16 protein-coding genes are annotated in these 12,641 nt (G+C 49.6%); 9 read left to right on the top strand and 7 right to left on the bottom strand.

The window, feature by feature from the left end; genetic code table 11:
- The first annotated feature begins 145 nt into the window (after positions 1-145).
- The 5 genes from MJX74_RS01150 (at position 146) to MJX74_RS01170 (ending at position 2,925) form a co-directional block, all read left to right on the top strand.
- Entirely contained in the window at positions 146-613 is a 468-nt protein-coding gene (locus MJX74_RS01150; protein WP_240220110.1) for a helix-turn-helix domain-containing protein, read from the top strand.
- A gap of 112 nt (positions 614-725) precedes the next feature.
- The gene (locus tag MJX74_RS01155; protein ID WP_240220111.1) at positions 726-1,139 is read left to right on the top strand and encodes a DUF5655 domain-containing protein; all 414 of its coding nucleotides are present in this window, start codon (positions 726-728) and stop codon (positions 1,137-1,139) included.
- A 53-nt stretch (positions 1,140-1,192) separates the two neighbouring features.
- Positions 1,193-1,462 (top strand): type II toxin-antitoxin system Phd/YefM family antitoxin, encoded by a 270-nt coding sequence (locus MJX74_RS01160; protein ID WP_240220112.1) that lies wholly within the window; start codon positions 1,193-1,195, stop codon positions 1,460-1,462.
- Positions 1,463-1,753, top strand: a complete 291-nt coding sequence (locus MJX74_RS01165) for a type II toxin-antitoxin system RelE/ParE family toxin (RefSeq protein WP_240220113.1) — start codon at positions 1,463-1,465, stop codon at positions 1,751-1,753.
- 134 nt (positions 1,754-1,887) lie between these two features.
- The gene (locus MJX74_RS01170; RefSeq protein ID WP_240220114.1) at positions 1,888-2,925 is read left to right on the top strand and encodes a fatty acid desaturase; all 1,038 of its coding nucleotides are present in this window, start codon (positions 1,888-1,890) and stop codon (positions 2,923-2,925) included.
- Positions 2,926-2,952: 27 nt separating this feature from the next.
- Here the strand turns inward: MJX74_RS01170 and MJX74_RS01175 are convergent, their stop codons facing one another.
- The 3 genes from MJX74_RS01175 to MJX74_RS01185 all read right to left on the bottom strand — a co-directional run bounded on the left by MJX74_RS01175 (position 2,953) and on the right by MJX74_RS01185 (position 4,071).
- Positions 2,953-3,090 (bottom strand): DUF3096 domain-containing protein, encoded by a 138-nt coding sequence (locus MJX74_RS01175; RefSeq protein ID WP_240220115.1) that lies wholly within the window; start codon positions 3,088-3,090, stop codon positions 2,953-2,955.
- Between the two features lie 217 nt (positions 3,091-3,307).
- Positions 3,308-3,628, bottom strand: a complete 321-nt coding sequence (locus tag MJX74_RS01180; RefSeq protein WP_240220116.1) for an ArsR/SmtB family transcription factor — start codon at positions 3,626-3,628, stop codon at positions 3,308-3,310.
- Positions 3,625-4,071, bottom strand: a complete 447-nt coding sequence (locus tag MJX74_RS01185; protein WP_240220117.1) for an SRPBCC domain-containing protein — start codon at positions 4,069-4,071, stop codon at positions 3,625-3,627. The genes MJX74_RS01180 and MJX74_RS01185 overlap by 4 nt, the downstream gene beginning before the upstream one ends.
- Positions 4,072-4,245: 174 nt before the next feature.
- On the opposite strand from MJX74_RS01185, the gene MJX74_RS01190 reads away from it, so the two are divergent.
- Both MJX74_RS01190 and MJX74_RS01195 read left to right on the top strand, forming a co-directional pair.
- Entirely contained in the window at positions 4,246-4,455 is a 210-nt protein-coding gene (locus MJX74_RS01190; protein ID WP_240220118.1) for a DUF4287 domain-containing protein, read from the top strand.
- A gap of 136 nt (positions 4,456-4,591) precedes the next feature.
- Positions 4,592-5,872: an FAD-dependent oxidoreductase gene (locus MJX74_RS01195; protein ID WP_240220119.1), complete on the top strand. Its 1,281-nt coding sequence runs from the start codon at positions 4,592-4,594 to the stop codon at positions 5,870-5,872.
- Here the strand turns inward: MJX74_RS01195 and MJX74_RS01200 are convergent.
- The 3 genes from MJX74_RS01200 to MJX74_RS01210 all read right to left on the bottom strand — a co-directional run bounded on the left by MJX74_RS01200 (position 5,844) and on the right by MJX74_RS01210 (position 9,548).
- Entirely contained in the window at positions 5,844-7,166 is a 1,323-nt protein-coding gene (locus MJX74_RS01200) for a PQQ-dependent sugar dehydrogenase (protein ID WP_240220120.1), read from the bottom strand. The two genes, MJX74_RS01195 and MJX74_RS01200, sit on opposite strands and share 29 nt — an antisense overlap.
- Entirely contained in the window at positions 7,163-7,591 is a 429-nt protein-coding gene (locus tag MJX74_RS01205; protein WP_240220121.1) for a DUF2231 domain-containing protein, read from the bottom strand. Before MJX74_RS01205 ends, MJX74_RS01200 begins: the two co-directional genes overlap by 4 nt.
- A 154-nt stretch (positions 7,592-7,745) precedes the next feature.
- Positions 7,746-9,548 (bottom strand): DUF885 domain-containing protein, encoded by a 1,803-nt coding sequence (locus MJX74_RS01210; RefSeq protein ID WP_240220122.1) that lies wholly within the window; start codon positions 9,546-9,548, stop codon positions 7,746-7,748.
- Between the two features lie 282 nt (positions 9,549-9,830).
- On the opposite strand from MJX74_RS01210, the gene MJX74_RS01215 reads away from it, so the two are divergent.
- Both MJX74_RS01215 and MJX74_RS01220 read left to right on the top strand, forming a co-directional pair.
- Positions 9,831-10,718 carry an extracellular catalytic domain type 1 short-chain-length polyhydroxyalkanoate depolymerase gene (locus tag MJX74_RS01215; RefSeq protein WP_240220123.1) on the top strand — a complete coding sequence of 296 codons (888 nt, stop codon included), beginning with the start codon at positions 9,831-9,833 and terminating at the stop codon, positions 10,716-10,718.
- Between the two features lie 113 nt (positions 10,719-10,831).
- Complete coding sequence (locus MJX74_RS01220; protein ID WP_240220124.1) at positions 10,832-11,119, top strand: hypothetical protein; 288 nt, start codon at positions 10,832-10,834, stop codon at positions 11,117-11,119.
- 21 nt (positions 11,120-11,140) lie between these two features.
- On the opposite strand, the gene MJX74_RS01225 is transcribed toward MJX74_RS01220, so the two are convergent.
- Entirely contained in the window at positions 11,141-12,607 is a 1,467-nt protein-coding gene (locus MJX74_RS01225) for an MFS transporter (RefSeq protein WP_240220126.1), read from the bottom strand.
- Positions 12,608-12,641 lie beyond the last annotated feature (34 nt).

A 12,641-nucleotide genomic window follows, 5' to 3' on the forward strand; every position in this document is an offset into this window, starting at 1 on the left:
TTCGCGCCTATCGGCGCCGGACTCGCTACACAGGGACGTTATGCGCGGTAACTCTGCAGCTATCGGCTTAATGTCGGGTACTTTACGTACCTGACAGATGCAAATATAAGTAACACTCTTGGTTCGGGAGTACAGGAGCCATCTGGTGATTTTAAAAGAACTGCGACTTAGTCGGCATATTTCTCAAGAGCAATTAGCGCAAATGTCCGGGCTTAATGTTCGAACCATTCAGCGTATTGAGAGTGGTCACAATGCTAGTTTCGAATCATTAAAATGTCTTGCTGCGGCTCTTGATGTCGATATGACAACACTAAACCAGGAGACGTTTATGATTGATAAAAACACAGCTAATTGGCAAAAACTGCCACTTTTTTTGAAGATTTGGTTTATGCTAAATTTTTTGCAAATCAGACCAGCTCGCGGCACAGCAGATAGCGTTGAAAAAATATCGCATATCTTCGGCTTTTTATTTTGCTGTATTGGGCTTGTGAGTGAAGCAGCTCTGGCAGGTGGTATTATCATGCTTGCAACAGCCTATTTGTTTTTCATGCTGAAGTGGCAAGGTGATAAGTATGGTATCTGGTATGACCCTGACGCGACAGCGGGCACATAACAGTAGCAGTCACAAACGCCCGCTTCACGAGTTAGACCTCAGAAAAGAGACGTAGCTAATTAACGCCATACGCTACACTTGAACCAAGCAAAACTCTGTATTTGAGGCTCAAATGAACCCAGCAATGTGGCAATGCCCGAAATGTGCGCGCGAGTTCACCCGTAAAAATCAGCGCCATGCTTGTGGCACCGGTCATAGTGCTGATGTGCTGCGCGACAGGCCGCAAGCGGTTATTGAGGTTTATCGGGCTATAGAAAACTTTATTAATAACCTTGCCAAAGTAGAAACTGTTGCCCGCGACCGCTATGTGCTGTTTCGCAGCCGCCGCATCTTTGTCGACCTGTCGATTATGCAAAACGCAGTGCGGGTGGCGATACATCTTGGCCGCCGGATCGATAACCCGATTTTTATCAAAGTGGTTGCTGACAGGAAGCAGCTGACTCATGTCGCTAAAATTACCAACCTGGCTGAGCTTAAACACATTGAACCACTGATTAAAGAGGCCTGGCAGTTTTCACTCGCTTGACGGCACCTTTTAACAGGTGCTATTAATGACACCATTTACAACTGGAGCTGATGATGCAAACCAAATTCTCTGAAGATGTCGTGCCATTATCGGATTTAAAAATAAACCCGGGAAAAGTGGTGACGCAAACTAACACCACCCACCGGCCGGTATTATTAACCAGCCGTGGCCGCGGTGTTGCCGTGGTGCAGGCACTGGAAGATTACGAAAACACGGCTGAAGAGCTGCGCTTTGTTAAAGCCATTGCCACCGGCCTGGCGGATATTCGTGACGGCAATACGGTAACTGCCGAACAGGCTAAACAGCTACTGGGGATCAGCTGAGTGCGGTTAGAGCTTGCGCAGTCCGCGCTGTCTGACTTATTGACAATAAAAGCCTGGTACCTGGAGCAAGGCGTACCGCATATTGGCCAGCGGTTTGTTACAGATATTTTGGCCGCAGCACAGCGCCTTACCGCCCAGCCAGATTCCGGCCGGATGGTGCCGGAGTTTAATCAGGCCAATATCCGTGAAATTATCCTGCCACCGTTTCGTTTGGTGTACCTGCGCGAAGCAGATTGTATCAGCCTGATCCGCGTCTGGCGTAGTGAGCGTCAATTGCAACTACCCGAATGATCGAACAACATAAAACGCTGGCTAAAATCCTGACCCGGTAAGCTTTGCTTTCAGCGCTGTGTCAGGCACAAAGAAAGAGCCCATCGTTAGTTAATTCCAGCTGTCAGGCTGGCCTATTTGCAAAGGCGACATACATGTCAGTAAGCAACGCATCAGATGAGCTATCGCCGCAGCAGCGCGTCCGCTGCATCATTCATGCTATTCGTGCCGAAGAACAATATTGGCGCGAACGCTATGCCATCCTGCGCTACCAGGACTGGCTTGGGCTGGGTATCTTATTGTTTGCCCTAACCGGTATGCTAACTGCCGCTGGTTTATATTACTTGCAGTTGATCCCGGCCTGGGCTTGTATCATCGTGGCCGCACTGTGTGCATCCCTGTCGCATGAAATTGAACATGATCTAATCCATCGTCAGTATTTTCGTAATACGCCAATAATCTACCATGGCATGATGCTAGTAACCTGGTTGATGCGCCCTAACACAGTTAGCCCGTGGTACAGGCGCGATATGCATCTGTTACATCACAAAGTCTCCGGCACGGCCAATGATATGGAAGAGCGCCTGGTAGGTAATGGCATCGCCTATGGCTTGAGCCGTTTTATCGTGATGTTTGACGGTTTATCGGGGCTATTCATACGTCGCGCTATTTTGCGCCGCGAAGTAGACAACTTTTCCGTACAAAAGCTGCTGCAAGCAAGCTTTCCGCTGGCCAGCCTGTACTTTTTAACTTGGTATGTGTTTTTGCTGTTCCACGCCTACGATGCCCTGTTCGGTGGAATTAGCGCAGGTTCCTATCCAGAGAGCTTAGTATGGCTGATGCAAGGCGTTGATTTCGCTGTGGTAGTGCTGATCGCCCCTAACGTTCTTCGCTCGTTCTGTTTAAACTTTATTACTTCCCATATGCATTACTATGGCAACGTACATAACTTGCTGCAGCAAACCCAAATTTTGGATCGCTGGTATTTTATGCCGCTGCAGCTATTTTGTTTTAACTTTGGCAGTACCCATACTATCCATCATTTTGTAGTGAATCAGCCATTCTATTTACGCCAACTGGTGGCAGGAAAAGCCCTTAAGGTGCTGCGTGAACAAGGGGTAAGATCCAATGATCTGTCCACTTTTGTTAGCGGCAATCGCTGGAAGGAAGAGCAAACAGTCAGAACAATTTGATTGCTTATGTTTGCCCGTTAATTAAATTTACAAGCCAAAAATCTGGATTACGCCTACGGCGATCAGATAAATAGCCACAACATAGTTTAAGATCTTCGGCCGGATCAGTATCAGAATACCGGCAACAATGGAGAGCACTGGAATAAGGTCAATATGCAAATTCATAATTCTGTCCTTTTATGTTTAAGTTTAGTGGTGGGTTAACTAAAGCAGTGTGCTGCCTGGCAGGAAATATAGCAATTCATTAGGAAAAGGGGCGCAGCCAAATTGTTGCCGACAGCAAGCAGGTTACCCATGTCGCGAAAATTGCCAACCTGGCTGAACTTAAAAACATTAAGCCGCTGATTAAAGAAGCCTATCAGTTTTGGTTGGCTTAGCGGCTTTAACCGTGCTCGGTAAACTGCTTTAATGCCTGTAAGCGCTCGTCCCATTGTGCTTCCAGCGCGATAATAAATGCCCTGCTCTGTGCCAGTGTGGTGGCATCCAGCTGCACTTTTACTTCACGCCCGGCCGGGTGCAGCTGTACTACTTTAGCTGACACCAGTGCCTGAATTTGCTTACGCGCCCCCTGGCGGCTAATGCCGAGATCTTTAGACAGTTCCCCCAGACACAGTGCTGCGCCATTCGATAAGCGCTGCACTATCTGCAACCGTACCGGGTCGCCCAATGCTTTAAATATCTGTGCTATGGCTAGCTGAGTCACTTACCCTCCTTACTGAAGTATTGTTGTAACCGCGCCAGCATAAAGTCCCAGCCATTGCTGTTTTGTGCCAGGCTGCTTGCGGCGATGTCAGACGGTAAATCGGCAAAACCGGTTTCAGTTAAGCTGACTTTGCAGCGGCCCGGTTCCAGCTCTGTAATACGAAACTCGACCAGAGTATGCGGCACAGTGAGTACTTTACCGATGAAATTACTGCCTCCTGGCACCCAACGATAGGCAAAGTAGTTGTAAGGGCTGGCCGCTTCGATATAAACACTGCTGCTGTGTTTTTCACCAAAGCTGAATACGGCTTGAGCCCCCTGCCGGTATTCGCCTGTTAACGTATCGGGAAACCACTTTACCACCTGCTCCGGCGTGGCAATGGCGTTATATATACGCTCTGCTGTGGCGTTAATAGTAAGGTCGCGCTGAATAGTGTTTTGCATAAGTTGCTCCGTATATGAGTTTAAGCTTTACTACAGCTAAACTAAAGCACAGCATAATCAAACATGCAACCAATTGGTTGCATGTTTTTTTGATAATACTTTATTTGCCATGTCGAATTTTCCCGAGATGGTACGACTAAGCTCTGCTACCACTTAGCGAACAGGAGAAACCCAATGAGCACAGAACAAGCTGTTAAAGGCCCGGCGTCTTACTTTCCGTCGATTGAAAAAAACTACGGCCAGAGCATACAACACTGGTTAACCTTACTGGATAGCGTGAAGGAACAGCCGCATATGGCACAGGTAGCGTTTTTAAAAACGCAGCACGGCATTGGCCACGGCCACGCCAATGCGCTGGTTGCCTATTATCGCGCACAGAAATAGGCACACTTTAGCCCTAACGCCGCCCAGCCATTGTGCTCTTCCCCGACACCCAAAGCTTAAATGTGTTTTACTTAGCCTATTGTCTAAAAGCAACATCGCCAGATGTTGCTGATGTAGCCTAACCGGGAGGGCATTAATGGCTGAACGTGGGATCACATACTCTATTGCTGTAATTGGCAGCGGTATGGCGGGGTTAGCGGCGGCCTATCGGGCACGCTGTGCCGGCCATAATGTTACTGTATTTGAAACACACAACAGCCACGGTATGGATGCCCATAGCTTTAACGTAAACAACGGTCTGGTGGATGTCCCCCTGCGTGTCATGAGCCCCGAAAGCTGGCCCAGCCTGCTTGCACTTGCCAAAGAAGTGGGCGTAGGTACTTTTAATGTGCAAACTCATACCTCCTGCAGCTGGACTAACCGCCACACCTGGTTTCGCAGTGGCGAAGTACCACTGCTGGGCTGGCCCTTTATTGGCTCGTGGCGCTACCTCAACCGCAACGCTCTGCGTATAGGGCTGGGTATCTGGCAGCTGCGGCGCTTAACCCGCCAGCTTGAGCGTCATATCAACGATGCTACGCTGAAAAATGCTACGCTGGCTGACATTTTGCAGCAACACAACTTTGACCCACTGTTCTGGCGCGGCCTTGTATTACCTATTCTTACCACCATTTGCACCTGCGAGGAAAAACATCTGCTGCAATGGCCGGCAGCGCAGTTATTGTTATTACTCAATGGCATTTTACACAGCAGCCAGCTTTGCCGGCTGGAAGGCGGCACTTCAGCACTGGTGCAGGCGTTAGCTAAAGGCCTGCCTTTGCATAGTGGCAGCCCTGTAGTGCAGGTTAAAACAGGCGGGCAAGGAGTAAAGGTTTATAACGAACGTGGCGATGGGGGCGTGTTTGACCGGGTAATTATTGCCACTCAGGCTAACCAGCTAAGCTTTTTGGATGACACCCAGTTTGGCGCTGAACGCGAAATGCTGCAATACATTGGTTTTGATTCAGGCGAGCTTTGGGTGCACCAGGACAGCCGCTTTATGCCGCTAAAACAACAAGACTGGACCGCTCTGAATTTTCAGCTGGATAAAACTCTAACAAAGCCGATGTTTACTGTTTGGGTTAACCAGGTTGAACCGACGCTACAAAACTGTGCGCCGGTGTTTCAAACCTGGAACCCGTTGTTTGAACCAAAGCCCGATACCGTACTGGCACGGATACCGCTGCAGCGCGCTGTTGTTACCCCAGACACTGCACAGGTGCATAAGGCCCTTAAGCAATGGCACCACCAAAGCGGCCGTCAGGTGTTTTTTTGTGGCTCATGGGCCTGCGAAGGCGTGCCGCTGCTGGAGTCGGCCGTGCGCTCGGCCAACGCTGTGATAGATATTATTAATCAACCGGCTGCCCAGCAGCAGTAGGAACCACACGCCAGATGGTATTGGATAAATCATCGGCAACAATTAATGCGCCTCTTGGATCTACTATTACGCCAACTGGCCGGCCCCGGGTCTTGCCATCTTTACCGTAAAAGCCTGTGACAAAATCTACCGGTGGCCCTGCGGGAGCACCATTACTAAACGGTACGAATACCACTTTGTAGCCCACCGGATTGTTACGGTTCCAGCTACCATGCTCACCAATAAATACCCCTTCTGCGAATTCGGCACCCATGGCGGCTGCAGAGAAATCGAGCCCGAGCGCGGCTACGTGCGATCCCAGCGCATAATCAGGCTTGATAGCCGACGCCACTTTTTCCGGGTCTTGTGGCCGAACACGATCGTCAACATTCTGGCCCCAATAGCTGTAGGGCCAGCCGTAAAAAGCCCCCTCTTTAACTGTCGTCAGATAATCAGGCACCAGGTTTGGCCCAATCTCGTCACGCTCATTCACTACTGCCCACAATTGGCCGTTTTCTGGTTGTATGGTGAGCGCCGTTGGATTACGTAAGCCTGTTGCGTAAGGCCGGTGTGCCCCGGTTTGAGCATCTACTTCCCAGATCATCGCACGGTCAGCCTCTGCTACCATGCCCCGCTCGGTAATATTGCTGTTAGAGCCAATGCCAACGTAAAGAAAACGTCCGTCTGCACTCGCTGCCAAAGCTTTGGTCCAGTGATGATTGATTAGTGATGGCAGATCGGTCACTTTAACCGGTGGCGCTGTAGCTTCTGTCTGGCCTGCTTGATAATCGAAACGCACCAGAGCGTCCTGGTTAGCGACATACAGCTTGTTATCAATCAGCGCCAGACCGTATGGCGCATTCAACTTGTCAGCAAACACACTACGTAACTCATAATTACCGTCGCCATCGGCATCGCGTAATAACGTCAGCCGATCACCGCTTTTTACTGCAGTGGTACCTTTTGATTTTATATAGCCGGCAATCACGTCCTTTAGTTTTAGCGCCGGCGCATTACCGCCCTTACCTTCGGCAATCAGGATGTCGCCGTTGGGCAGCAGCAGCATCTGCCGCGGAACCTTCAGATCAGTGGCTATAGCTGAGATAGTGTAGCCTTCAGGCACCGTCGGTTGCTGATCGCCCCATGGCGCCGGCTCTGCGATTGTCATATCGGGCAATAACCCATACTCAGGCTCTGGCAGTGTCGGGTTTGCGCCATATTGCGCAGGCTCCGGGTCATCACCACTGCAGGCCGCCAATAGCCCGGCAACAGCAACAGCAGCAAATAACTGCTTATATAACTGCAGGTAAATCATCGTACACCTCCCACGCCAAACTTAGCGAAACCGAGCCAGGTTGTAACCCCTGCGAGTAAAACACCAATCACTGACAGAATTAGTCCCGTAGGCATAACAGCCCAGGCATCTCTGGCGTGGATTAACGCATTGATAAATCCCAGCACCCACAAAGCCAACAGCAGCGCGGTATACAATACAAATTGCCGGCCATGCTCAACTGCCCGGATCAGGTTGATGATAGCCCATAACAATGACAGGCCGCCGAACAACAACCCGGCTGCGATTAGCCAGGACGCAAAATTGCTCCATTGGATCTGGTAACTTGACATATACGCCAGATCACTGAGCAAACCGATGAAAAATAGTACGAAAGTGCCCGCAAGCAACACCCCATGAATAGGGTGAAGCCTGGGTTGATGTAGTCGGGTATCGCTGACAATCACAATCTTCTCCTCAGTTTATCCTTGCAGATAAGTGTAGCAGCCTGAGAAGTCAGCGCAGGTTTAACCGGCCGCATGCTGCACGACCAGAGAATAATCAGAACGGAAATAGATTACTGTGAAACAAGCTTCGCCCTATAGCTCAGAACCGGGCCGCTCAGTGATCAGCACTGGTACTGCTGTTTTTACCGGCGCTGGCAATAAAACGATCCATTTCAGCTTCGAGAATTTCCAATGGCAGTGCGCCGTTGGCCAGTAATGCATCATGAAACGCCCGCAGGTCAAAATTGTTGCCCAGCGCTTTCTCTGCTTTGGCGCGCAAGCGGCGAATGGTAATTTCGCCCATTTTGTACGATAGCGCCTGCCCGGGCCAGGAAATGTAGCGGTCTACCTCGGCCCGCACGTTAGCTTGCGATAACGAGGTATTACTTGCGAGAAAATCCAGCGCTTGTTGCCGGCTCCAGCCTTGCGAATGAATACCGGTGTCGATGACCAAACGGCAAGCACGCCACATTTCATAACTCAGGCGGCCAAATTGCTGATAAGCGTTTTCATACACGCCCATTTCCACGCCAAGCCGTTCGGCATACAGACCCCAGCCTTCACCATAGGCGCTCAGATATAAATTACGGCGAAATTGCGGCACGTTTTCTAACTCTTGTGACAATGCAGTTTGTAAGTGGTGCCCTGGCACAGATTCGTGCAGTGTTAAGGCGACCAGCTCATACAATGGCCGTTGATCTAACGAGTCAGTATTTAGCCAATAAGCACCGCCACGGATGCCACCAATAGCTGCAGGATTGTAAGAGGCTGTCGTGTAATTTGGGGCTATCTCGGCGGGCACCGGCACTACACCGTAAGGCAGGCGTGGCAGTTTGCCGAAGAACTCCGGCAGACGATAGTCTATGCGCTTAGCAATGTACGACGCTTCTTTTAATAGCTCACGTGGTGTTTTCGCATAAAACTGCGGATCGGTACGCAAAAATGTAGTGAAGTCGGTAAAGCTGCCGCTAAAGCCGACGTCTTTAATCAGCGCATCCATTTCGCCGCGGATACGTTTTACTTCAGCCAGGCCTGTGTTGTGAATATCGGCCGGGTCGATGTCTGCAGTGACATAAGTGTTGATCGTATGACGGTAGTAAGCTTTGCCGCCCGGCAATTGTTCTGCTCCCAGGCTGTCTGTGGCGGCCTGCATATAATCACCTTCGAGAAAATCGGCTAAACGGGCAAATGCCGGCAGTGCGACTTGCGCAATAGCCTGTTTGGCCGCGCTTTGTAACTGCTGTTTTTCAGCTTTAGAAAAAGCGGCTGGCAGCTTTTTAAACGGCTCGTATAAGCTGCTTTGGTCTGGCTCGCTGTACACCTGCGCACGCACCGTTGGCGCTATGCCGCGGATGACAATTTTGGGCAATACAAAGCCGTCTTTAATACCGCTGCGCATATTGGCGATGTTTTCGTCAAAGTAACGGCCAAAATCTTTGATGCGGCTGATATAGTCTTGATAATCAGCTACTTTTGACATGGACAGGCCACTACTGGCCTCCAGAGCTAAGCTCCAGAAACTGTAAAAAGTATTGGCCGGAATACGCTCAAGGAACAACTGGTTAGCTTGAATAGAATTGCGCAGCACCCAGCTGAGTAACTGATGATTAACCCGGTCTGCATCCGTTAATTGCTTTAGTTCGATGGCGCTAAGCCGCTGCAACAACTGTTGTTCAGTACCAAAACGACGGGCACGGTCGGCGGCAGTAACAGCCGGCAGGCGATCGTTGTAACCCGTAAGCCCCATGCGGCCAGCGGTAACAGGATCTTCTTGCAGGCTGTATTGCCAGTGGTCTTCTATCACTTTTTGCAGTTGCTCAGTAGCACTGGCAGCTAAGGTAGCCGGGGCCAGCGCCAACAAGCCCAGGCTCAGCAGCGCATACGTAAATAAAACGATAAGTTTACCGGACCTTAGCACGGGTGTTCTCCAGGTTGATTAAAAGGCTAGGTTTTATTGTTGTACCTTAGCATAGTGCCGCTGCATGTTAGCAGTTTTCTACCCCGTGCTCTAAACGGCTGAGCGCATTCGGTTTAACGTAATATGGTAACAAGCTGATGAGTAAGCCGGTTAATTACCCTACTATATTTGGCTTGATCTGGCTTAGAATAGATGAAATAAGCGAATATGGTGACAAGCCAAAAATTAATGTTACCGCAATCGCGTTTACCGCCTTTCAGGCTAAAACAAAGGTTTAGCAAAATGAAAATATATATTGTGATATTTCTTACTGCGTTTTTTAGCTTGAATACAGCCTCTGCGCCCGCTGATAGCCTGCAGTCAATAATAGTGGATGGCGAGCAACGGCAGTGGCGTATTTATTTACCCTCAGGCTATGCCAAAGACGACCTGATACCACTGGTATTGAATTTTCACGGTTCATCATCTTCACCGCAAGCGCAGGCTGATTTATCTGCTTTTGAAAAACTGGCGCAATTAAAAGGTTTTATGGTGGTGACTCCGGCAGCAAAATACGCACCGCAAGGTGGCGGCGTAACATGGAACGTGGATAAAATTGAAGGCGCCGTTGACGATGTCGCGTTTATACGCCAATTAATTGCACACCTAAAGCAGCAGTATTCCATTGATCCAGCCAGAGTCTACGCGACAGGCTTCTCCGGCGGCGCGCGCATGAGCAGCCGCTTAGGCTGTGATTTATCACAGATTATAGCGGCTATTGGGCCGGTAGCCGGTGTGCGTTATCCGGAAGACTGCCAACCATCGCGCCCTATGCCGGTTATTACGTTTCACGGTAAAAAAGACACCGTGAATCATTACGAACATCAGGATAACTCAGCCCCCTACTGGCGAATGGGAGTACAGGATGCTTTAGCCGGCTGGATTAAAAACAACCAATGCCAGCAACCCGCAACCGAAAAAGTTATTACTGCTGATGTCACAATGCTGAGTTACCCCAAATGCCAGCAAGGCGCTGATATTGTGTTTTACCGCTCTGCGAATGCAGGGCATACCTGGCCTGGCTCAGCACAAGCTAACGTTATGGCGAAATTTGGTTTAGGAAACACAGATTCTGCTACCTCTGCTACTGAATTGATTTGGCAATTTTTTGTCGCGCATCCTTTGCCTTAGCATTCCCTAGTGTTTGCAGAGCCAGCCATTTGATGCTCTGCTACTTTACCTGAATGGCACAGTGGCATTTGGTGTTATAGTTTCGCCTGCCCCTACTAACACAAGGCTTTAGAATGAAGCTGGATAAAGCAAGAAAACGCATTACAAAGCAAATAAGCAAAGGCTTTGATGGATACCCGCTTATTACATTGGCCTATTTTGGTGCCACAGCCGATTGCGCCACTGAAGTGGTGGTGAGCTTTATGTCTGCTGAGGGTGAAACGCCGCAACAGCAACGCTTTGTTAGTACGCAGGATGTACGCGAAGATGAAACCATTCAGTCTGTGCTGGTGAAAATAATAGAGCGCGCTAATGCCAATACCGTAACCGAAGTTGCGGGTACTGGCATCATAGCCCGTTAATAATAGTAGTAGTGCTTTGGCTTACTGCGCCGTAGTAACATCCTGCTCTTTAACCAGCCATACCGACAGCGCACCCAGCACCATAGCGGCACCGGCCAGCATCACGATATACACCGCCTGGTTCTGAAATACCGAGCCTAAGATCCAACCGGCAATTAACCCGGAGATAATCTGCGGCGCAGCAATGGTAAAGTTAAAAATACCCATATAAACGCCGGTTTTATTTGCTGGTAAGGCACCAGCCAGTATTGCGTATGGCATAGCCAGAATAGCCGCCCAGGCAATACCCACACCCAGCATCGGGAGCATCAGGCCAAGTGCGCCTTTAGGAATTTCTACCTCGGTAATCAACAAGTTTACATGGGTCATAGTCGGGTCGGTAAACAGTACAAAGCTTAAATAACCCAGGCCACCGGCCAACAACGATATTGAATAAACAAACTTGCGGCCAAACAAGTTAGCCAGTTTGGCCATTACCAATGAAAACAGCACGGCAAACAGCGAGTAACCGGCATATAAAATACCTACCCAGTCGCCGGCAGCGCCTTTAGCAGCGGCGATATGTGCCGGTACCCCACCCATTTGGGCAATATAGGCACCGTCATACCACTCTACACCAACGCCCCAGGTATTTTGTGCAATAGCGGCCGGGAAATAAGTCCACATAATAAACAGAGCAAACCAGGAGAAAAACTGCACCAACGCCAGCTGCTTCATAATACGCGGCATGCTTTTCATTGTTTGCCAGAAATCACTGAGTTTTTCGCCCAGTGAACGCGACTGGCGTACCTGCTCGGCTAACGCCTGCGCTTCTGAATCCAGCCCTTTATAGGCATAATATTGCTCAGGCGCATATTCTTTGGTGCGAAATACTGTCCAAAGTACAGAGCCCAGCAATACCGTAGCGCCAATATAAAATGCCCAAATAACAGAAGGGGCAACTTCACCGGCTTTAGAGGCGTTTTCCAGCCCGACCACATTGGTTAAAACAAAAGGCAAAATAGAGCCAAATACGGCACCAATATTAATCAGCAAGGTTTGTACTGAGTAGCCCAGATTACGCTGCTCTGCCGGCACCATATCGGACACCAGAGAACGAAACGGCTGAAAGGTAACGTTAAAGGCGGCATCTTTAATGGCGAAGATAATAAGGCCAAATAGCATTGGCGGAATAAAAGCCACCATCATTGACGAGTTGGGCAACAACACCATTGCGGCCGCGGCCACTAACGCGCCACCGAGCATAAACGGCAAACGACGGCCGAGTTTGTTCCAGGTACGATCAGACGCCGCACCGACAATAGGCTGCACCAGCAAGCCCATAATAGGAGCTGCCAGCCAGAATAAAGACAGCGACGACAGATCTGCGCCTAAGTCTGACAAAATCCGGCTAACGTTACCGTTTTGCAGCGCAAAACCAATTTGCACACCAAGAAAGCCGAAACTGAGGTTCCAGATCTGCCAGAAAGAGAGCTTAGGTTGTTTCATTACAGGTCCCCGGATATTTTTATTCTATTATGAT

The organism is Rheinheimera hassiensis, assembly GCF_022436675.1.
Lineage (GTDB): Bacteria > Pseudomonadota > Gammaproteobacteria > Enterobacterales > Alteromonadaceae > Alishewanella > Alishewanella hassiensis.